General features: G+C 46.1%; 17 protein-coding genes. 14 read left to right on the top strand and 3 right to left on the bottom strand.

Annotated features, from left to right (window positions below):
* Positions 1-24 precede the first annotated feature (24 nt).
* The 7 genes from E5331_RS13140 to E5331_RS13170 all read left to right on the top strand — a co-directional run bounded on the left by E5331_RS13140 (position 25) and on the right by E5331_RS13170 (position 5,993).
* Entirely contained in the window at positions 25-1,716 is a 1,692-nt protein-coding gene (locus E5331_RS13140) for a leucine-rich repeat domain-containing protein (RefSeq protein ID WP_168355231.1), read from the top strand.
* A 313-nt stretch (positions 1,717-2,029) separates the two neighbouring features.
* A complete protein-coding gene (locus E5331_RS13145; protein WP_123483375.1) occupies positions 2,030-2,515 on the top strand; it encodes an RNA polymerase sigma factor in 486 nt (161 codons plus the stop codon).
* Positions 2,512-3,240 (top strand): hypothetical protein, encoded by a 729-nt coding sequence (locus tag E5331_RS13150; RefSeq protein ID WP_123483376.1) that lies wholly within the window; start codon positions 2,512-2,514, stop codon positions 3,238-3,240. The genes E5331_RS13145 and E5331_RS13150 overlap by 4 nt, the downstream gene beginning before the upstream one ends.
* 10 nt (positions 3,241-3,250) lie before the next feature.
* Positions 3,251-4,108 (top strand): hypothetical protein, encoded by an 858-nt coding sequence (locus E5331_RS13155; protein WP_135985336.1) that lies wholly within the window; start codon positions 3,251-3,253, stop codon positions 4,106-4,108.
* A 329-nt stretch (positions 4,109-4,437) separates the two neighbouring features.
* The gene (locus tag E5331_RS13160; RefSeq protein WP_135985338.1) at positions 4,438-4,647 is read left to right on the top strand and encodes a hypothetical protein; all 210 of its coding nucleotides are present in this window, start codon (positions 4,438-4,440) and stop codon (positions 4,645-4,647) included.
* Positions 4,644-4,928, top strand: coding sequence for a type II toxin-antitoxin system YafQ family toxin (locus E5331_RS13165; RefSeq protein WP_123483379.1), 285 nt, complete (start codon positions 4,644-4,646; stop codon positions 4,926-4,928). Before E5331_RS13160 ends, E5331_RS13165 begins: the two co-directional genes overlap by 4 nt.
* A 111-nt stretch (positions 4,929-5,039) precedes the next feature.
* Positions 5,040-5,993: a phosphoribosylaminoimidazolesuccinocarboxamide synthase gene (locus E5331_RS13170; protein ID WP_123483380.1), complete on the top strand. Its 954-nt coding sequence runs from the start codon at positions 5,040-5,042 to the stop codon at positions 5,991-5,993.
* A gap of 77 nt (positions 5,994-6,070) precedes the next feature.
* On the opposite strand, the gene kduI is transcribed toward E5331_RS13170, so the two are convergent.
* The 3 genes from kduI to E5331_RS13185 are packed head-to-tail and all read right to left on the bottom strand — an operon-like array spanning position 6,071 to position 9,212.
* Positions 6,071-6,991, bottom strand: coding sequence for a 5-dehydro-4-deoxy-D-glucuronate isomerase (gene kduI, locus E5331_RS13175; RefSeq protein WP_123483405.1), 921 nt, complete (start codon positions 6,989-6,991; stop codon positions 6,071-6,073).
* A gap of 1 nt (position 6,992) precedes the next feature.
* Entirely contained in the window at positions 6,993-8,414 is a 1,422-nt protein-coding gene (locus E5331_RS13180; protein ID WP_123483381.1) for a PTS galactitol transporter subunit IIC, read from the bottom strand.
* Between the two features lie 3 nt (positions 8,415-8,417).
* Positions 8,418-9,212 (bottom strand): gluconate 5-dehydrogenase, encoded by a 795-nt coding sequence (locus E5331_RS13185; protein ID WP_123483382.1) that lies wholly within the window; start codon positions 9,210-9,212, stop codon positions 8,418-8,420.
* Between the two features lie 622 nt (positions 9,213-9,834).
* Between E5331_RS13185 and E5331_RS13190 the strand changes: the two genes are divergently transcribed.
* The 7 genes from E5331_RS13190 (at position 9,835) to E5331_RS13220 (ending at position 23,877) form a co-directional block, all read left to right on the top strand.
* On the top strand, positions 9,835-12,585 hold the full coding sequence (locus tag E5331_RS13190; protein WP_168355232.1) for a helix-turn-helix domain-containing protein: 2,751 nt from the start codon (positions 9,835-9,837) through the stop codon (positions 12,583-12,585).
* A gap of 335 nt (positions 12,586-12,920) precedes the next feature.
* The gene (locus E5331_RS13195; protein WP_123483406.1) at positions 12,921-15,179 is read left to right on the top strand and encodes a heparinase II/III domain-containing protein; all 2,259 of its coding nucleotides are present in this window, start codon (positions 12,921-12,923) and stop codon (positions 15,177-15,179) included.
* A 299-nt stretch (positions 15,180-15,478) separates the two neighbouring features.
* A complete protein-coding gene (locus E5331_RS13200) occupies positions 15,479-17,140 on the top strand; it encodes a glycoside hydrolase family 43 protein (protein ID WP_168355233.1) in 1,662 nt (553 codons plus the stop codon).
* Positions 17,141-17,195: 55 nt separating this feature from the next.
* Entirely contained in the window at positions 17,196-18,419 is a 1,224-nt protein-coding gene (locus tag E5331_RS13205; RefSeq protein ID WP_123483407.1) for a glycoside hydrolase family 88 protein, read from the top strand.
* 40 nt (positions 18,420-18,459) lie between these two features.
* Entirely contained in the window at positions 18,460-20,064 is a 1,605-nt protein-coding gene (locus tag E5331_RS13210; protein WP_420813806.1) for a hypothetical protein, read from the top strand.
* An 18-nt stretch (positions 20,065-20,082) separates the two neighbouring features.
* Positions 20,083-21,993, top strand: coding sequence for a glycoside hydrolase family 127 protein (locus E5331_RS13215; protein WP_123483386.1), 1,911 nt, complete (start codon positions 20,083-20,085; stop codon positions 21,991-21,993).
* Positions 21,994-22,011: 18 nt separating this feature from the next.
* Complete coding sequence (locus tag E5331_RS13220) at positions 22,012-23,877, top strand: glycoside hydrolase family 97 protein (RefSeq protein ID WP_123483387.1); 1,866 nt, start codon at positions 22,012-22,014, stop codon at positions 23,875-23,877.
* The last annotated feature ends 2 nt before the right edge of the window (positions 23,878-23,879 follow it).

The raw sequence follows: 23,879 nt of genomic DNA on the forward strand, positions 1-23,879 counted from the left end.
GAGGCTTATATAAAACAACTCAACATGAAAAAACTATTACTTTTCATCATGACGATGCTAATCGCAAGCATTCCCACGCATGCAGCGGTAGGCGATGAATTTGAAATTGACGGTCTCAAATATGCCGTCACTTCCGAGGGAAATCCCGCTACCGTATCTGTTACCGGTTACACCGGAGAACCCACAACCGTCAATATCCCGGAAGCAGTCACCTTCCAGGATCAAGAATACACTGTAGTCGAAATCCATTCACAGGCTTTTATGTATTGTCCATCATTAACTGATGTGACAATTCCTTATTCTGTCAGAATCATTGGAAAGATGGCTTTCACAGGCACACCAATAACAAATGTAATTATTGGAGAATCTGTTGAATTTATAGGGGATTCAGCCTTTGAAGGATGTAAAAATTTAACCAAAATCTCTATCCCTAATTCTGTTGAGACAATAGGGAAGATGGGATTTAGTGGTTGCAACTCCCTAAAAGAAATAGACTTCGGAGAAAACCTAAATCTTATTGACGTTGCTGCTTTTATCGGATGCAGTTCGCTAACTAAGATTGATTTTGGAGATAATTTCACCAATATTCTACAAGCTGCTTTTGAAGATTGCACATCCCTAACAGAAGTAAGGATTGGGAAGAGTGGAGCAACGATTGATGATGAAGCATTCGCTTCATGTGAATCCCTTACCGATTTTATAATGGAGGGACCCGTAGTGATGCATGATGATCCATTTAACAAATGCACCAATTTAAAGAAATTAGATTTCCCGGAAGGCAGTTCACTTCGTGGGAGTGCATTGGCTGGATCTTCCGTGACCGAGATTTCCATGAAAAATCCAAAAGACATTTTCGATGGGGCTTTCATCGGATGTTACACTCTTGAGACAATAAACGTGGAAGGTTCGGGATATATTTCCATAGATGGTGTTTTATTTTTGAATGGAGCATTACTAATCCAATATCCTGCCGGGAAAAAGAATGAGACTTACGAAGTGCCGATCCATGTTGCTGAGATCTCCGAATATGCATTCTTCGGTTGCAAAAATCTCAAAAAGTTGACATTAACGCCTCATGTAAAGGAAATCAGACTGAGTACTTTCAACAACTGCTCCTCCTTGGAGGAGATTTATGCCTTCCCGTTTGATGTGCCTACATGTCCTGAGTTCAAAGGTTGTTCTGACAATATGACACTCTATGTACCATTCGGAATGGAGGATAAGTATGATAATAGCGACTGGGATTATAGAGTCGGCTCAATACGTGGAATACCAACATTAGAAATTCCACAAATCATATCTAAAGAACTACACGTTGGAGAAACCTTCTTAATTGAACCTGACATAGTAATAAATCCAGAATTCCCATTTTTGCATGGATTGACTACTGAAGTAAAAGAATGGTATTTTGACACCCTACCTGAGAATACTGAGGTGATCACTATTGAAGATAATGGGGTTGTAACCGCCAAAAACGAAGGTCGGGCAATAGGCGAATATATGCTCATTGATGAATACGGAGGAGAATACTATGGTGGATTTGATATCACGGTCACAAATGAAGCCGGTGTAGACAGCATCGGCTCCGATGAAAACAATGCTCCGGCAGAATATTACAACATGAACGGAATTCGTGTGAATCCCAAATCTCTTACTCCAGGAATATACATCAAACGCCAAGGCAACAAATCCTACAAAATTGTAATACCGGAATAACCCACTGACTCATTCCACTCCTTACGACCGTCCCCCGAACCAAATCGGAGGACGGTCTTTCTTTTGTGCTCCCTACGGTTAAAAACTACGGAGTCCACCAAGGGCTCGGAGAAAATTTAAATACTCCGCGCTCTCCGTGCGCTCTGCGGTTAAAATTTGTCAGTGCGTTCTGCGGTTGAAATTTGTCAGGATATGGTGATAGCAAAAATTTTTTCAAAAAAAAATTGGGAGGTAGGGTGATGAAATGGTAATTTTGTATGTCTAATATAATGACGGAGGATGACATTTCCGTCATCGTAACATTAAGACAACAATGCAATATTCCATAAAAGAGTTTGAACATATCTACATCAGGCATTTCCCGGAGGCCATAAGACTGGCATTCTCTTTCCTTCATGATGAGGATGATGCCCGCGACGTAGTTCAGGAAGTGTTTACCAAACTCTGGGAATCAAATAGCATTGTCTCATCTCATCAGGCTTTCATAATACGCGCGACAAGAAACGCATGTCTAAACCGTATAAAAGCCACCGATATACGGGAACGAATCGTCAATTCCTTCCCGCTCGAACCGGATGATGAGGATGAAAGCACCGACGAGATATATGCCGATGTGCATCAGACGCTCCCTTCAATACTTACCGACAGAGAGCGGCAAGTGATCGACAGGATCTATTCCGAAGGAATGAGCTATAAGGATGCGGCAAAGAGTCTCGACTTATCGGTGTCCGCCATAAACAAATATACAGTCAACGCTTTACGAAAGCTTCGCAACCATTTCAAAAACAGGGAATCATGACAGATATACAGAAAGAGATACTCATTGAGAAGATGATAAACTGTCCGACCGATCTGACAGATGAGGAACTTATGCTCATTCTATCTGATGAGGAGCTCAAGGATATCTATGAGACTTCAAGGATACTCAAGACTTCTCTTGCAAAGCCACCGGAAACCGACCCTCGCAAAGAATGGGAACTATATCGTCCGCGTATCGCACGCAGACCTAATATGTTCGGATGGATAGCACGGATTGCAGCAGTATTTTTCGCTGTCGTACTGATAGGCAAGATTGTTGGTTATTCAATAGACTGGCTTTTGACCCGCGATGCGACAATGACAGACACTATTGCCATGACAACCATTCCAAGTCATGACCAAGCCAACTCACAATCTTCTGAAACGGCAGTGCCAGTTTTTCAGAATGAGATACCGACAGAATCCATCAGAAAGCAAGATGCGACAGAAGTGCCAAAGAGGAATAATCCCAAGAAAAGGAAGGCTGCCTCTACTCAGGAAGAGAACCCGGATACTTCTTCGGAGATAGTTTCCGATGCTGAGATTGAAGAATATCTCAAATTGCAACAGGCCCGCATTGACAATGAAATCGCGATGATCATGGCTGAGATATATCTGAATGAATATATGATGATGAACCCAACCTCCGCGAATCCCGACAATATCGATAATTTTACGGAAAACCCCTCTCCATCCTCTGCAATAAATATCATAACAAACCTATAACACTACCTATATGAAACTACCTTTATTGAAACTCATCTGCGCGTGGATGGCATTCGTGACATGCACAGCCACTGCCCAGACCAACATCAAAAAGGCATTTGATGCCATCATCGATAATTCTATCGTGACCGAAAATCATTCCCTTGAAATGGATCCCTCCACCGGGGAAAAAGTCAGTCAAATGGATTATTATGAATTTAAAATGCCTGCTGATAAATTCGGAATTATAAAGAATGCCGTCGGCGCGTTTGACAAAGACAAACATTTATGCTTCGGACTTTTCAGTGGGAATGATCGTCAACCAAGTTCACCGTGGAGTTTAGCTGTGGGAGACGGGCAGAGATCAGTGAACATACTTACCTATGGAGGAGAGTATATCTATGCTCTATTCTCAGCTCCTAAAGAGGAGGATCCCAATGGGATATACCGCTATGCCCATGGATTAAGCTACCGGCAAAAAAATGATTCTATTTATGGAATTTTGGCTACGACATACGCTCTCACATTAAAAGCAAGACAAGATATTAACGAGAAAAAGAAATTAAAAAAATCATTTCAACTATCCGAAGACGTATTAGAATCTTTCAATAACAAGGATTTTAATCTGAATGATCTGTCGGCATTGATGAAGCAAGACTCATGGTTTGACACTCTCATGACATATATCCAAGGACTTGAGTCAGAGACCATCGCCACCCAACGATCTCTCGCAACCAAGATATATAAGCATACCGCCAATATAAAGTCAGCTAAGGATGTCACTGAACAGGATCGCACCACTGCAATAAGGATACTATCGGATTTGATCAACACACCGCTTGATAGCGTAGTGAAAAACCTTCTTTCCTCCGCCTTACAGAATCTATAAACAATTTCTCATATCCGACGACGGTATCACGTGACGTGACGCCGTCGTTTTTTCATATCCATTTTTTGCAAAGTATTGTAATACTGATATTTTTTTTATAATTTTGCATGGTATGGCAATCTGAGCAATCGTCTGGGATTGCCTAACACTATATAATTTAAGGTTTAATGTTTATGGTTTATGATCATTAAATTTTGTATAATGAAAAGATTCGTGAATTTTCGTGAATCTTAAACCTTAAACTATAAACTTTAAACCCCTGAAGTGCAGCTTGCGAAACTTCAGTATATAATTTGAAGTTGTATAAACTTTATAAAAAACAATTAGCCATGACAGAGTATATTTTAAAAGTAGAAGACAAGAGTGCCTTATCTTTGATAAAAAAATTGTTGGCATACATACCCGGAGTAACCCTTTCTCCGATTAGGAAACAAAAGAAAACAGGTCTTGATGAAGCGTTGGAAGACGTAAAGCAAGGCAGGGTAACCCAGTATTCCTCTATTGACGAAATGTTTAATCATCTGAACATTAAAGTATGAAGTACACAATTCGAAATACTAAAAAATTTGATAAAGACTTAATCAAATGCAATAAAAGAGGATTACCCATAAAGAAAATCTATGAAGCTCTGACAATTCTACAAGAAACCGGATCCCTGCCTGACGAATATCGTCCTCACAAACTACATGGCAAATATGAAGGGCTATGGGAATGTCATCTCAATGGAAGAAACAGCGACTGGGTGATGATATGGGATCAGAACGATTTTGAACTGACACTCTTGATGTTGCGTACAGGATCTCATTCCGATTTATTATAGCTGACAATATCATAACCGTGATTATGTTTAGCTTTTTCAGATGAAATATTAGTCGTTTCTCATCAAAATTCACTAATTTCGCAGAAAATTTCATATAACGTTTTCAAAGATATGGCTACTACATTGGTAAAGACCGATTTCAACTTCCCCGGTCAGACTGCCGAATATCATGGCAAGGTGCGTGACGTCTACACTATCAACGACGACATCATGGTGATGGTCGCTACCGACCGTATTTCCGCCTTTGATGTGATTCTTCCCGAAGGTATTCCATATAAAGGACAGGTGCTCAACCAGATCGCCGCTTATTTCCTTGATGCCTCCGCTGATATCGTCCCCAACTGGAAACTCGCTGTGCCTGACCCCATGGTGACAGTAGGACTTAAAGCTGAGTCTTTCCCCGTCGAGATGATCATCCGTGGATACCTTACCGGAAGCGCATGGCGTGAATACAAGAAGGGTTGCCGTGAGCTCTGCGGTGTGAAACTGCCCGACGGTATGCGTGAGAACGAACGCTTCCCGGAGCCTATAATCACCCCCACCACAAAAGCTGCCGAAGGACATGACGAAAATATTTCCCGCGAGGAGATTATAGCCCAGGGACTCGTAAGCGAGGAGAACTACAAGGTGATGGAGGACTACACCCGCAAACTTTTCGCCCTCGGATCAAAGATGGCTGCCGAGAAAGGTCTTATCCTTGTCGACACTAAATATGAATTCGGTCTGCGCGACGGCAAAGTAATCCTTATCGACGAGATACATACCCCCGACTCTTCCCGCTATTTCTATGCCGACGGCTATCAGGAACGCTTCGAGAAGGGTGAGGAACAGCGTCAGCTCAGCAAGGAGTTCGTTCGCCAGTGGCTTATTGACCATAACTTCATGGGACAGGAGGGACAGACAGTTCCGGAGATGACTCCCGAATTTATCAACAGCGTGTCAGACAGATACATCGAGCTATATGAGCACGTGACCGGTAACAAATTCGTAAAGGCGGAGGGTGCTGACCTCGCAGCCCGCATTGAAGACCACGTGACCGACTGCATCCTAAACCTCAAGAAATAATCACATATAAAGATAAAGAAGCCGCACTCCAATCGGAATGCGGCTTCCCTTTTTATATCACCATACCCATAGTCAGGTCATTTCATCTCAAGATACTGAATCTTGTCCATGTCGCCATAATCAAGATTCTCGCCTCCCATACCCCAGATAAACATATAGTTGGAAGTGCCTGCTGCTGCATGGATGCTCCATTCGGGCGACATAACCGCCTGTTCATTGTGAAGCCATACAAGACGGTTCTCCTGGGGTTCTCCCATCAGATGGCATATAGCATTTCCTTCAGGAACATTGAAATAGAAATATGCCTCCACTCGACGGTCATGCGTATGCGCCGGCATCGTGTTCCACACGCTACCCGGCTTTAGCTCCGTAAGACCCATCTGCAATTGGCATGGTCCCTCCTCAAGGACGTTGGCAACTATCAGCTGGTTGATCACACGGTCGTTGCTCTCCTCCATGCTGCCCGCCTTGATGCAGTTTGCCTTTATCGAACCCTTACGCCCGTCTATCGTGATCAGCTGGGTCTTATACTCCTTATGCGCCGTGGTGGAATTGAGATAGAACTTAGCAGGATTGGAGGCATCCTTACTACGGAAGGTCACCTTCTTATTGCCACGACCAACGTAGAGAGCATCCTTGAAATGAAGTTCATAGTCCTTTCCATCTACATTCACTATGCCGTCGCCACCTATATTGATGACGCCAAGCTCTCGACGCTCCAAGAAATAGTTGGCTTTCAATGGGTCGATGGTTTCAAGCTCGACAGTCTTCGCCACCGGCACCACGCCGCCGAATATCAGGCGGTCATACATAGAATACGTCAGAGTCACCTTATCCTTCTCCATCACCGATGGCATAACGAAGTGTGACCGGAGCTGATCAGTGGTGTAATGCTTGAAATCATCCGGATGCACGCAACGCATCATGCTATAAGTGGTCTGTGCACCCGCCGACATTGTAGCGAGAGCAAGTATTGCTGAAAATATCAATTTTTTCATATCATTCTGTTGTTTCAATTTTATCTGAATTATTAGCTATCATAGCTTTCTGATTACGCAGGATATGCACGCGGTTCCACCACATCATACCCATCGTGGCAACCACGAGCAATCCGGCTCCCACCCATTTGAGATTCTCCGTACATTGGAATATCACCCATGCCAACGGAGAGGAGGCGAAATCGAGACTTCCACCCTCAAAACCTTCCGGTATAGCCACTGCCGAGTCTCCCGTAGCGGCATACACGTCCTTAGCCGCAAGAGTGAACCATGGGGAAAGGTTTGTCACCATATACAGACCGATGATTATGACCACAAGTCCGATTATGAAAGTCTTGACCACGTTACCCTTCGTAAAAGGCAGAACAAGTGGAAACACGTAGAACATCCCAGCCAACGATGCCAACGGCAGGAATTGGTTCCCCGGAAGCAGCACGGCGAGGGCAAGAGTGGCAGGTATAAGCAATAATGATACCACAAGCGTAGTGGGATGACCTATGACAAGTGCCGGACTCATGCCGATGTTCAACCCGTCAGCCCCCTTGAATTTTCTTGCTATAAGGCTGCGGGTAGCATCCGAGATCGGCTTCAAGCCCTCTATGAAGAGCACCGTTACACGGGGGATAAGCTCCATAACCGCACCCATCTTTATTCCGAGTCCCAGGATATAAGGGATCTTATCCACTATCTCGCCAAATGAGGAACACGTCAGGCAACCGATCACCATCCCGACAACCACGCCGAGAAATAATGGCTCACCAAGCAATCCGAATCTCTTCTTCATCCCCTCCGCATCAATCTCGATACGGTTCATTCCCGGAATCTTGTCAAGACCCTTGTTGATAGCCCATGCAAAAGGCACGAATCCTGCGCAAAACGGCTGGGGAATGGATATGCCATCCATATCCTTATAGAAATTCTGAAACTTCTTTGCCGTCATGTCAGCAAGTATCAGGGTGACGATATAGCATATTATCGCGCCGAAGAAGCCCCATGCCAAGGAGCCGGAGGCAAAATAGATCACCGCACCGATGAATGCGAAATGCCAATAGTTCCACAGGTCGATGTTGACGGTGCGAGTCGTCTTCGTCAGCAGCATGATGATGTTGACACCCAGACATACCGGAATTATGAACGCGCCGACAGCCGTGTTATATGCCACTGCCGCAGCAGCAGGCCAACCCATGTCGAACACTTTCAACTGCAAGTCGTAGAGACCGACAACGGAATTCAATGCAGGACCGAGGGCGGATGTGAGCAACGCAGTCACTATCGACAGACCCACGAAACCCACTCCGACTTTCAATCCTGATTTCAGCGCGTCGCCAAACTTTATGCCTATACACAATCCGAGAATCGTGAAGATTACAGGCATCATCACCGCCGCACCAAGACCGATGATATAGGAAAATACCGACTCCATACGTTATTTCGGCTGTTTTCCGATATATGCCAATATGCCGCCATCCACATACAGCACATGACCATTTACAAAATTCGAGGCATCTGAAGCCAAGAATACTGCCGGACCCATCAGATCCTCCGGGGTGCCCCAGCGTGCTGCCGGTGTCTTGGATATGATGAACTGGTCAAACGGATGACGACTGCCGTCAGCCTGACGCTCTCGGAGCGGAGCTGTCTGTTCTGTCGCTATATAGCCGGGACCGATGCCGTTGCACTGGATATTATGCTCGCCATATTCCGAGCAGATGTTGCGCGTCAGCATCTTCAGACCACCCTTCGCAGCGGCATACGCGCTGACCGTCTCCCTGCCAAGCTCACTCATCATCGAGCAGACATTAATGATCTTCCCATGCCCCTTGCGTATCATTCCGGGGATGACAGCCTTAGCACATATATAGGGAGCCACGAGGTCAACGTCGATGACGCGACGGAAATCCTCCACTGCCATCTCCTCCATAGGTATGCGCTTGATTATTCCGGCATTGTTGACCAATATATCAATCACGCCTACTGTCGCCTCGATATCAGCCACCATATCCTTGACTGCCGCCTCATCCGTGACGTCACACACGTAGCCCTTGGCATCTATCCCAAGAGCCTTATAAGCAGCAAGACCAAGTTCCATGCTGTGTTGGCTTGAACTGTTGAACACTACCCTCGCACCAGCCTCTGCAAAAGCCTGTGCCATGGCGAAACCGATTCCATGAGCAGCACCCGTGACGAGTGCCACCTTTCCTTCCAATGAAAATTGATTCATGATAGTTGATTTTATCTTTTTATTTTATCTTAATACGAGCTACGTTGAAAAGGCTACGCCTCAATCTGGCAATAAATATATGCTCAGACAACGTTACAAATATAAGAAGTTTTCACGAAATTATCCATATCATCCTACCAATATTGCAATATCCGGTATGCTTTCTCCTCAATTTGAAATATTTTTACACCCCACCTTAAAAACCTTCCCGACACGTCATCTGTCTCATTATTTACCTCCCATTATTTCATGCGATCTCATACTGATACTCCGGCACTCCGTAATGACATGATTTACAATACATATAATTTTATGATACTCTAATTTATTGATACTATTCCATAATTATGATTACCGATTGCACTTCTTTCTCCTGAAAAACTTTTTTCTCGCCATAACTAAGATTGACAATTCTTGGAATTTCTTTTTAAGAAATATTTTATACCTTTACATAAATAATCTTTGATATCGGCTTATATGGAACACTCAAAGATTGTCACCTATAGCGATATCCAACCTATTTTGAAATACCATGTGTATGCAATCTAAAACCATCTTCTTCCTGACAACAATCTTGTGTCTATTCTCCATAAACGCATTATGCCAATCAAAAGGGAACTCTATGATAACGATTCCCGGCGAAGATAAGATACGACACTCCACCGTCAATAATTTTGCGATGACTTCCGACGGAACTCTGTGGATGTGTACGGAGGAGGGATTGATTTCATTCGATGGCGTACATTCAATGTTCGTGAAGGTAGAGGATACGGACGCTGTTGCAAAAAACATAAAATCCTTGATTGAGATGCCGGGAGGCAGATTTCTGATCGGTTCGAATGAAGGGTTGTTCCTGAAATACCGCGATGAATCTCAGGAAGAGTCAAAACGGATCTTTCCGGATAAGATACCGGAAGTGCTGGCAATGGCACGAATGCCTAACGGGAATATATGTGTGGCTTCGAAGAAGGGTGTTTTCATCTTAGATCCCCAGCTAAATGATGCAACCATTGTCAACGGAAAGAATCAGACGATAAACTGTATGCTGCCTGTCAATGGGAAACTATATCTCGGCACTGACAACGGTCTGCTATATCTCGACAAGAACAATCTGTCTGACACGGGCATAAACGGGTTGACCGACATTCCAATAAATCTCATGGCAAATATTCCTGACAAACTTTTCCTATATTCCCAGAAATCAGGAATGATTTTCACCGTAAACCCCACTGCCAACACAATTGACTCAATTCCTGTAGGCAATTCACTGATCACAGGCATTGTGCGCACTCCTCAGAATGAAATACTCGTGGCTACAAACGGCGACGGCATTCTACGGCTTGATCCATCTTCAAAGAAACTCACCAAGGAATCCGGCTATAATCTCAGATCAAAGAATAACGTGGAATGCAAACAGCTGTATTCACTCTTTGTCAGCAATGACGGACAATTATTTGCCGGATACTACAAGATGGGTGGCGCCTACTCCCCACTGAATTCCAAATTTTTCAACTATTATTCCACTGACGGATTCAATTCCCACGGGAGATCGGTCAGAAGTGTGACAGATTCCCCCCGCCACATTACAATCGGCACCCGCGACGGTGCATTCATCGTAGACAAATCAACCGGCAAATCCGATCATCTCTCCAAAGATGTATTAGGCTCGAATCTGGTGATCTCAAGCATATACCACAATGGTGAAATATATATCGGCACTTGGGGCGGGGGATTGAGTATCTACAATCCGGACTCCGGTAAGATACGTAACGCCACCTTCTCTTCCCAGATGCCTACCGGAATAACGAATTTAAGACACGACCGCAGCAATAATCTTTTCGCGTGTGCTACCGACGGCATATTCATGCTGAAAGACAACACGTTTGAAAAGATAGCCGATAATACGATTTCAGGAGAAGTCACTAACGCTACAATCTTTGAACTATTTTTCGATTCAAGCGGAAGGTCCTGGGTCGGCACATCTAAAGGGATATTCCTTTTCGACAGGAATGTGGGCAAACTGACCCGCAACGGCTTGCCAAAGAATTTCCCGCAGAATAAAGATGTGAGACAGATGTATGAGACTACCGCACGGAATCTGATCATGATCACCGATTCCGGAGAAATCATGGTATTTGATGAGAATCTCAGGCAGAGTGCACATCAAGCCAACCTCAGCGCAATCAATGAAGCACGGGGCGTGGCTCAGGATTCCAACGGATACGCATGGATCACGTCTATAAACGGGTTATGGAGATATGGCCCGGAAGCGCAGATCCTGTCACTCTACGACGACACGGAAGGTGTGGAAAATCCGAACTTCAATCCCGGACGACCAATCATCACCCAATCCGGCGACCTGCTGCTATGCAATACGGAAGGATTGCTATATGCCAACATCAAGACCCCCGGAGAGACCCGGATGGGACACAGAAAGGCATATCCGGTGATTATAGAGACCGCTGACGGAAGGACAAAAGTGCCCCGAAAGTATGACGACAAGGATAGATTCGTGATTGATCTTCCCAAGTATGAGAGTCATATAAAGATATATTTCTCCGATTTTGCTTTTGTGGAACATAATCCCAACCGCTACCAATACTCCTACGACAATGGTAAAAGCTGGAACAAGCTGGATGCGGATATGTCAATGCTTATGACCAATCTGAAAAATGGTGAAAACATCATCAGAATACGCCAGACCGGTAATCCTACCACAGAAAGCATAATCGCCGTAAACAACAAAAGCGACGGTAAGGTGCCGCTATGGCTTCTCTTTTTTGTGACATTAGTGGCAATCTTCGCGCTCGTGCTGATTCTCCGATTCATGAAAAGACGCCATAATGGCAGCAATCACACAGAATTGCAATCGGCAGAGACCACGCCTCCCGTTGCCGTTGAGCCAATGGTGGAGACAACCTCCACCTCTTCCTCCACGGAGAAGCCTGCCGAAAACAATGATAAAGAGACAGCATCACCGGATGTGAAGAAGAAATATGCGGCAAACTATATCTCGGAAAAGGAATGTAATCAGCTCACACGACGTATGAACTCTCTGCTCAAAGAGACTAAGATTTATACTAATCCGGATCTGAAAGTGGCGGATATAGCCGCAAAACTTGGTGTGTCGAGCCATAAGATAAGCTATCTTCTCAGCCAACACCTCAACACCACCTACTACGACTTCATATATGCCTTCAGGGTGGAGGAATTCAAATATCTCGCGAAAGCCGACAAGAAGCACATATATTCATTGACGGCACTTGCAGAGAAAGCCGGGTTCAACTCCCGTGCCACTTTCTTCCGCGCTTTCAAGAAGTCGGAGGGGATAACTCCGGGAGAATATCTCAAGAATCTGCGTGAAGAGTCATAAACTCTTACAACAATGGCAATCAGCGCGAGTGATCAATGTCGTAATGAGTCTCAAATTATTATCCGATGCGTGCGCAACGCATCGGATATTTATTTATACCTCAATCTATTGACAAGATAATCAATACATATTAATTTTATTAAATATTTTAATATAGCGTGATACCGTGAAATGCATATTATCTTCTAATTTTGCAATGTGGATATTTCTCACGACATTGAACGATGCGGAATATCCGGCAAATGAAGCCATATCTAATAATCTTAAAATTCATGATACGCAAAAACAGATTCATACGGACATCCGCACGGAAATATATTATCGGGGCAGCATTGATGCTATCCTCCGCAATTCTCCCGATAGGCGGCTCCCTATCCGCCGGTGCCGCCACACGTGATAAGCAGATATCTCATCCCTCCTTGCTGTTCACATCGCAGAGAGTGAAGGATGCAAAATCAAGAGTGAAGGCAGACTCCATACAAGCCAAGGCGTATGACTCCATAATAGCACGCGCCGATGCTCTGCTCGATAAGAACGACCATTACAAGATGGAATATCTCGCGCTGGCATATCTCCTGACCTCCGACAAGAGATATATGGAGAAGTTGCGCTCGATGCTCGATGCAATATCGGAAATAGATTCATGGGCAGACAAGGAGATGATGATGCGCGATCCTGCATGGCGTAGCGAACTGCAGATGGCTCATAAGTCGTTTCAGATAGCAATGGCATACGATGCAATCTACAACGACCTCACTCCGAAGCAACGGAAGAAAATTGCAGAAGGGGTGTTCCGCCTTGCCATAGAGCCGTTGCTCGGCGACTGGCTGACGGAGCCGACCCGCATACACTCCCTCAATTCCATGGGGCATAACTGGTGGAGCAGCTGCGTGGGCATGGGCGGGCTACTCGCTCTTGCCATAAGCAATGAGGTGCCGGAAGCGCAGATCCTCGCAAGGAAAGCGGTAGAGGCAATACCGGAATGGTTTGATTTCGCCGGCGACAGGATACAGAATAAGCCCAAGACTTTTGACCGTGAGGGGGGCATGTATGAATCTGTCAACTACGCGAGTTTCGGCATAACGGAAGCTCTTCTCCTTCGTCTCGCATGGCTAAACTCTCATCCCGGTGAGGATCTGGAAGAGATTCCGCAGATGTCGCGCCTTGCCGATTTTTTCATACAGGTGGGCTACCCAAGGGAGGAAGGCATATTCTATAGCCTGAATTTCGGCGACAGCCATAAGAACGTCACCGGAGAAAGCAGCATGCTCCTCGCCTACGCAATGGGGGAAAAGAATCCCGACGTGAAATGGTATGTCAATCAACTCACAGAGGAACAGCATCGTGAGGGATTCCCTCGCTCATTCCCAATGGGTTTTCTTTACACTCCCGACCTGAAGGATGCCCCCGCCCTACCCTCCTCCGACCTTGACCGGGTGTGGGAAGATTTCGGATGGGCGACAATGCGCGACAGCTATATGCCTGATGCGACCATGCTTGCCGTGAAAAGCGGCATGACATGGAACCACGCTCATGCCGATGCCGGCTCGATAATACTTTTCCACAATGGAGAAGACATCATAAAGGATGCAGGAAACTGTAGTTACGGCCGACCCGAATATCGCAACTATTTCTTCCAGTCTGACGCCCATAATATCGTAAAGTTCAACGGCAAAGGGCAGTCGGCATATCAACAGTATCACGGCACAATGCTTCCGGGTTACGTCGGCGGACTAACCTCCGGCAACGGTCTGAAATACGTAATGGCGGATGCAACCGGTCCGACATCGGATAATTTCGCACGCAACCAGCGGCATTATCTCTGGATTGACAACGTGATACTGATTATTGATGATCTGAAAAGCCATGAGACCGGGAGTTTTGAATGGCTATGGCATCCTGGAGGAGACGTCAGGAAAGTTGGTGGAGACCTCGTGATTTCAAAAGGGAAGTCGGCGGCGGTCATTCGTCCGCTATACCCCCAGCCCCTTGCGCCAAGCAACTTTGTGCATGACTATCCGGAGATGTTGTATTGGGATGTGATGCAGGGTCCGACTGAGGATCTGAAGGGCACCGAAGAATACTATTCTCTCAAATTGCCTGCAAAGACCGACCGGATAAAAGGCGTAACCGCCATCATCCTGAAGGATTCACCGCAACAGTCTACTCTACCCACGATCAAGCGTATTCAGGGGAAGAACTGGATCGGGCTTGAGATAACCGACACCATCGGCAAGACAACAAAAGTCTACATCAACGAACTTGCCGACGGAAGACTCATGCACCTAAATTCCTGGATAAATGCCGACGGATATGACACCGACGCCTACATATTCGTGGATAGTCCCGACAAGCAATTCATTGCATACGGCAGTGCCCTGCGCAAAAACGGGAGAAGCATATTCTCTTCCCTGTCGAAACTGAATTTCCTCTCCGTGAAGTCGGACAACACAACAGAAATATCAATCAACGGTCAGCCCCGCATAAGAGCCACATATTCTCCGGAGAAAAGACCGGCAAGAATATCTGTCAACGGCAATACGACCGACGTATCATATCATGACGGCGTCTATCTCTTGCGGACAAAAAGATAACGGATATCGCCGTATGTTCCACTTATACCGTTGAGGAAGTATCCCGTCGTAGTCTCAAATTATTATATACCCCCCTCTCGAAAACTTAATTATAATTTTAATTACCAACATATTAATTATAATTATTGTATATAGTAATTTGTTTTGACTCTTTACATACGTCTGATACTGCAAATTATATTTATATACATTAATTTTGCGTCAGTGCTCACCAATTGCGCATTGACCGACAAATCAATAATACATTCCACATGAAACTATATTTCCCAAATAAATTGATCTTTTTCATGCGTTTTTTCATGAATCCCTCCGGGTTCATGACTACAGGTATAAATCTGCATTCAGGTATTAAATTTGCATTAGGTTTTGTATTTCTGCTGTCGGGGATTCCCTCCGGCAATGCCTCGGCAGCAGAAATTGATTACTTCACAAACCCGGTGGTGTATTCCGACTACAGCGATCCTGATGCAATAGCATCGCCTGATGGTAAGGGATATTACATGACCGCCTCAAGTTTCCACTGCGCACCGGGACTCCCCATACTTTTCTCCGAAGATATGGTGAACTGGGAGATTGTCAACCATGCATTGAAGCAGGTGCCTCCGGTTGATTTCTATAATGAGACTCCACGCCACGGCAAAGGGGTGTGGGCTCCTTCTATACGTCATCACAATGGGAAATACTATATCTATTGGGGTGATCCCGATTTCGGAATATTCATGGTGTCAGCCTCCGACCCGCGCGGAGAATGGACAGAACCGATATTGGTGAAAGAGGGGAAAGGGATGATTGACCCCACCCCACTCTGGGACGATAATGGAAAAGCTTATCTCGCATTTGCATGGGCGGCAAGCCGAAGCAAATTCAACAGCGTGATTTCTCTATGGGAGATGAAGCCCGACGGTACAGCCCTTATCGGTAATCCCAAGATTGTGTTCGACGGCAATGCCGGAGGTAATCACACGTGTGAGGGTCCTAAACTTTACAAACACGACGGCAGGTATTACATCCTGTGCCCCGCCGGAGGTGTTGACAAGGGATGGCAACTCGCATTGCGGTCAAACGATGTATGGGGTCCATACGAATCAAAGATTGTGTTGCAACAAGGCAACTCCGCCATAAACGGTCCTCATCAGGGCGCATTGATTGAGACGCCCTCAAAAGAGCCGTGGTTCATACATTTTCAGGAGAGTCAGCCGTGGGGACGCATATTGCATCTCAATCCGGTGAAATGGGTTGACGGATGGCCCGTCATGGGCAACAACGGTGAGCCTGTCTCTCGGGCAACGATGCCGCAGAAGGCTGTCAAATCACATAATATCGCCACATCCGACAATTTCGACAACGGCATCATCGGTCTGCAATGGCAATGGCACGGCAATTATTCCCCGGAGTTCGGCATGCCGCTCACCGAAGGGAAGATGAGAGTCTACGGTTTCCTCACCGATTCAATACCTAATCTCTGGAATGTGCCTAACCTTTTCCTTCAAAAATTCCACAGTCCCGGCTTCTCTGCAACTGCCAAGGTGAAGGTGACAGCCCGTGATGACAGACAGCAATCCGGAATCGTGGTAATGGGACGCGACTATTTTCGCGTGGCAGTACAGAAACAGGGGGATAAGTTCATAATCAGATGTATAGAATGTCATGATGCGGAGAATTCCGGTCAGGAGACCATCGTAAGGGAACTCCCTCTTACAGATGCCAAAGCTATCGAGGCAGGACTGTATCCCAACTACGAATGTGACATCTGGCTGCGTCTTGACGTCGCCCCCGACGGGATTTGCCGATTCGCATATAGTCTTGACGGAAAGAAATTCAATGACACCGATGTGTCATTCAAGGCACGCGAAGGGAAATGGATCGGTGCAAAATACGGCATCTACAGCATCGCTCCGGCATCTGCCGAACGCGGATGGATCGATGTGGATTCATTCATCGTAAATAATCGTAAAAAATAAGCAACCCATCATAACCATACATTATCCCATCATGCATCATCTCATCATGCATAATATGTTTTTCAGATCATTGACGGCTATCGCTATAGCTTCCACATGCGTGCTGTCGCTATCAAATTGTGCCAGGACAGCACAGGCTTCCGAGTTATCCACAGAAAGCTGCATTGAGAAATGTCATCAGAAAGTGACCCATGCACTACGTCAACTCTCCGATTCCACCGGAGAGTGTGATTATTCCATGGCACCCCGCAACATCGCGCCCGGCGACTCCATCTGGCATCAACGCCCTGTCACTGCCGAAGAATGGTGCTCCGGATTCTGGCCCGGTGTGCTATGGCTGGATTACGAAGCATCCGGAGATGAGGAAGTGGCACGCCATGCCGACCGATATACACGCAGCATAGGGGAGATCGTAAAGGCTCCAGTCTTTGACCATGACCTGGGGTTCCTTGTGCTGTACAGCTATGGCAATGGCTACCGGCTCACCAAGAATCCGGAATATAGGGAGATCATGCTCAATGCAGCCGACTCGCTCGCCACCCTGTTTAATCCGAAGGCGGGCACAATCTGCTCATGGCCCCGCAATGAGAAGATGCTCGGCGGGCATAACACCATCATGGACAACATGATTAATCTTGAGTTGCTCTTCTGGGCGGCGAAGAATGGGGGCGACCGACGGCTGTATGATATCGCCGTAAGTCATGCCGACACCACAATGAGATATAATTTCCGACCTGACGGCACAAGCTATCACGTGGCTGTCTATGACAAGAATACCGGCAACTTCATAAAGGCATGCACTCATCAGGGGTATGCCGACAATTCCATGTGGGCACGCGGTCAGGCTTGGGCGATCTACGGCTACACCATGGTATACCGTGAGACTCATGATAAGAAATACCTTGATTTCGCGCAGAAAGTGACCGACGTGTATCTGAAGAATCTGCCTGCCGACAAGATACCATATTGGGATTTCAACGATCCCACAATACCTGAATGTAGCCGGGATGCCTCCGCCGCTTGCGTCGTGGCGTCCGCACTTCTCGAACTTGAGAACTATGTGGATGAGGCGAATGCGTCAATCTACGACACGGCGGCGAAGGAGATGCTGACCGAACTTTCATCTGAAAGATACTGGTCAGCATCATCTCCGGCATTCCTTCTTCACTCCACGGGTCATCGTCCGGCTGCAAGCGAAATCGACTACAGCATCGTCTACGCCGACTATTACTACTACGAGGCGCTTAATCGTCTCAAAAATAATCAATCCGAAATTTAATTTATAAGAAATTAGCAACTCCAAGGTGGGAAAAAAACGTATGCATAAACACCAACGGACGCTTGCATCAATGAAACGCTTGCTCCTGTTCTTCACTCTCATCACGCTATTTGCCCCTCTGATTGATGCACAATGGCAATGGCGTGTGTCAGTATCCGATTGGATTTCCGGCGAAACAGGCACGTCGCCAGATGCTTTTCTTTGGATTCCGGAGAATTGCCAAAAGGTGAACGCTGTCATGTTTGCCAATCAGAATATGGATGAGGAAACACTTTTTGAGCTTCCTTCTTTCAGAAAGCATCTCTCAGAAATGGGGATTGCCCTTATCTGGTTTGCTCCGATGCTTGAACAGCAATGGGATGTGAAAACAGGAGTACAGCAATCTTTCGACAATACACTTCGTGCGCTCGCAGAAGTGTCGGGATATGATGAGATAGCGACATCCCCTCTTATACCGTTCGGTCATTCGGCACAAGCAACCATGCCATGGAATTTCGCCGCATGGAATCCGAACAGAACCTTATGTATAATATCGTTTCATGGAGATGCACCACGTACAAATCTTTGTGGATACGGACGCGAGAATCTTGAATGGGGACGCACCCGCAATATCGACGGCATACCCTCTATAATGATTGTAGGGGAATATGAATGGTGGGATGCCAGAGTGCTTCCGGCATTGGCATTCAAAATGAAATATCCGGGAAGCTGCATCTCATTTCTTGGAGATGCAGGACGTGGACATTTCGATGTGTCGGAACAAACGGCCGATTACATCGCTCTCTTTATAAGAAAAACTTTGGAAACACGTCCCGATTTAGAAAAGATAAAACCTGAAGATGGATGGCTGGCACAATGGTGGCGACCCTCCGACAAAAAACGTGCAGCTGCAGCTCCCGTAAATAAATATAAAGGGAATCCGCATGAGGCATTCTGGTATTTCGATAAAGAAATGGCAAAACTCGCTGAACAACGGTACACAGCCACACGCCATAAGCAACCTACATATTTGAACTTCCGGCAAAATGGGAAACTTCTCAATTATGATGATAATCAGCATATCAAGACACGCGCTGTATTTTCTCCCGAAGCAGATGGAATAACATATCATCTGAATGTTCAATTCACTGACAGCACTCACAACAATCTCTCTGATAACCATCCTGACATAAAACCAAGCATAAAACGAATCTGCGGCCCCGTCAAAGTCATCAATGATTCAACATTCCGGGTTGATTTCTATCGCATCGGAATCAACAATCCGAAACGATCCTGGGATATGGTGCTATGTGCCGAAGCCCCCGGCAACAGAATTTATAAGGAATCTGTGCAACAGATAGAGATAAAATTACCGGGACGGCATGAGAATGGCAAACGCCAGACAATTTTCTTCCCCTCTATCGATGATGTGCCGGAAGGGACAGAATCTATCGCACTCAATGCCACCACAGACCGGAATCTTCCCGTCAGCTACTTCGTGAAAGAGGGACCGGCGGTGGTTGAAGGCAACAATCTCATCATTACCGGCATTCCACCTCGTTCCAAGTTCCCGGTAAAAGTGGTTGTCGTTGCCTGGCAATATGGCAAAACCGGAGAGGTAAACACAGCAGAACCGGTAGAACAGACATTCTACATCACAAAATAGCTTAAAAACAACTATATCATGTCAAAACAACTAATTTCGGCACTCGTGTTTTCGCTGAGCGTTACCCTCTCTATTGGAGCACAGTCAGTATATCCCGGACAATTTGAAGGGAAGTTTGCCGTGACAGACGTAGCTACTCCGGCTGTAAAATCCTTTGATTTGAAAGATGTGAGATTGCTCCCTTCTCGTTTTCGTCAGAATATGGAGCGCGATTCTGCATGGATGGTGTCAATCGATGTGAATCGTCTCGTCCATTCTTTCCGGAATTCGTCAGGTATATTCGCTTCCCGTGAAGGAGGCTATATGACAGTCAGCAAACTCGGAGGCTGGGAATCACTTGATTGCGATTTGCGCGGACATACCACCGGGCATCTCTTGTCTGCCCTCGCTCTAATGTATGCCTCTACTCAATCCCCTCTCTTGAAAGCCAAGGGTGATAGCATCGTGTCTGCTCTTGCAGAAGTGCAGGCGGCATACGGCAACGGCTATCTGAGTGCCTATCCGGAAGAACTCATCAACCGCAACATTAAAGGAAATTCAGTGTGGGCACCATGGTACACTCTCCACAAAATTCTTTCAGGTCTTATTGACCAGTATCTATACACCGATAATCATCAAGCACTTGAGGTTGCAAAACGTATGGGAGACTGGGCGTGGAACAAAATATCCCCTCTTTCTGAGGAAACACGTCGCAAGATGATACGTAATGAATTCGGTGGCATAAATGAAGCCTTGTACAACCTTTTTTCTATGACCGGAGATTCCAATCATCTGAAAGCTGCTGAATTTTTCTATCATAACGACGTGATTGATCCTCTTAAAGAAAAAAAATCAGATCTCGGCACAGCTCATACCAATACGTTCATTCCAAAGGTTATCGCAGAAATGCGCCGTTACGAGCTCCTCGGGGACGAAACAAGCTTGGATCTCAGCAGATTCTTTTGGGACACAATGATTGATAACCATGTCTTTGCGCCCGGGTGCTTAAGCGATAAGGAACATTATTTCAATCCCACAGACATGGCAAAGCACATATCCGGCTACACCGGAGAGACCTGTTGCACGTATAATATGTTGAAACTTTCTCGACATCTCTTCTGCAACTCACCTTCCGGGAAAATAGCTGATTATTACGAACGTGCATTGTATAACCATATCTTAGGACAGCAAAATCCGGAAACCGGTATGGTGCATTATTTCCTACCCTTACAGACAGGATGTTTCAAAGTCTACAGCACTCCGGAAAATTCATTCTGGTGTTGCGTAGGAAGTGGATTTGAAAATCACGCAAAATATACAGAGAGTATCTACTTTCATGACGATAATTCTTTATATGTCAACCTATTTATCCCATCAACTGTCAATTGGTCAGACAAAGGCATAACGTTGAGACAGAATAGTTCCTTTCCTGAATCGGAGATTGTAGAATTCACTGTCTCCGCTGATTCTTCCATAAGAACGTCAATCAAGCTGCGCAGACCGTCATGGGCAGACAAACCCATTGTAAAAGTCAATGGAAAAAAAGTAAAGATATCTTCCGGAGATTACATTATCCTTGACCGCATCTGGAAATCCGGAGATAAAGTGGAGTTGACACTCCCGATGTCTCTTCATGTGGAACGCGTGAAAGGCAACGATTCTCTCGGAGCCATATTTTATGGTCCAGTATTACTTGCAGGAGAACTCGGAACTGACGGCATTGAATCCCCTGCGCCCACTTCAAATCCATCCCTCTATAACGACTACTATACATACGACTATAAAATCCCCGATGGCCTTAAATCATCTCTCCGGATTTCCGGAGAGATGCCGCAATTGGTGCGACAAGGCTCTTCTCTTAAATTCGTGTCGAAAGAAGGTGACTCTCTCCTACCTTTTTATGACATGCATGACCAAAGGTATGTTGTTTATTGGAATCTTAACGAATAACCACTCTTGAAAACGATTATGAAAAGGACTCTGATCTCAGCTATGCTGACTTTACCGATCATCGCATCCGGACAGACTTTGAGGCTATATTCCCCATCCGGCAACAATACCGTGACGTTCTCCAAGGATGGCAAGGATCTGACTTATTCAGTCAACCGCAATGACACTCCTGTGATACTCCCCTCCCGTGCCGGACTCAATGTAGATAACCGTGTATGGGAGATGGCTCTCGGCAAACGGGATCTGAAGCAAACTGACTCATGGATGGATCTGCTTGAAGTGGATTCCATCACGTATCATACTCCCGTCGATACCGTATGGCATCCTCTATATGGGGAGAGATCCACAGTGAGCGACAGATATAATTCCGCGACACTCCACATGAGCCGTCACGACAAATCCAAATATCGTCTTGACGTGCAGGTGCGTGCTTACGATGAAGGGATAGCATTCCGGTATTTCTTCCCGGAACACCCCGACGCTATATTCCACAAGGTGAACGACGACCTAACTTCGTATTCATTCCCTGTCGGCACGAAGGCTTGGAGCGAACAATGGGCACAAGCCACTTTTGATGTAGGACCTGTCGACTCGATAACCCGTCCCGTGGAACGTGCGCTCACACTCCAACTCCCCGACAACAGATCCTGGGTGGCTCTATTGGATGCAGATGTCGACGATTGGTGTCTCACAAAATACGTGGCTGATCCTAATAGCCAATCCACCTTACGCTCCGTGATGTATTCTCCAGTGGATATTGTGACGTACTACGCCACTCCATGGAAAATAATAATGATCGCCGACTCTCCGGGAGAATTGATTGAGAACAACGACATAGTGCTAAATCTGAACCCTCCTTGCGAAATCAACGATACCGATTTCATAAAACCGGGTAAGATAATGCGTACCCCACGCATCGACACTCAGCTCGGAATACAGACCATTGACTTCTGTGCCGAACACAATATCCCGTACATGCTCTACGACTGGCAATGGTATATGCCCTGCACCAGTCATGACGGCGATGCAACAAAGATTGTTGATAAACTTGACCTCCACCGCGTCATTGAGTATGGCAAGCAGAAGGGTGTCGGTGTATGGCTCTACGTCAACCAACACGCTTTGCAGAAACAGATGGATGAGCTTTTCCCCCTGCTGAAGCAATGGGGCGTCGTGGGCGTAAAATCCGGATTCGTGCAATATGCCTCCCACAGATGGACCACTTGGCTGCACGATATGGTGAGGAAAGCTGCCGCAAACGGGCTTATGATGAACATTCATGATGAATTCCGTCCGTCAGGCTTCTCCCGCACATATCCCAACCTGCTCACTCAGGAAGGCATCTGCGGCAATGAGGAATGGCCCGACGCCACTCATAATGTGACTCTTCCGTTCACCCGTATGATAAACGGTGCCGCCGACTACACTATCTGCTACTTCGATAAGCGTCTGAAAAACACCCATGCCCACCAATTGGCGGCATCCTTAGTGTTCTACTCCCCGCTCCAGACAATATTCTGGTATGACGATCCGTCACGCTATCACAGAGAGAAAGAGATCAGCTGGTTTGAAAATCTCGCCACCACATTCGACGACTCAAAGGTCATATCCGGATATCCGGGGGAGTCAATCGTAATGGCGCGGCGGAAAGGTGACGTATGGTTTGCTGCCGCTATGACCAACAATGAGGCGTCGACACAGACAATACCTCTCACATTCCTTACCCCCGGAAAAAGATACAAGGCATATATATATACCGATGACATGAGCGTAAAAACAGCCACTCACGTCGGCTGTCAAGAACGCACAGTTGTGTCTACCGATAATCTATCTTTCGACCTACTGCCAAAAGGTGGTGTCGCAATACGTTTTGAATTAATGTGACA

The sequence above is a fragment of the Lepagella muris genome, from assembly GCF_004793975.1.
GTDB classification, from domain to species: Bacteria; Bacteroidota; Bacteroidia; order Bacteroidales; family Muribaculaceae; genus Lepagella; species Lepagella muris.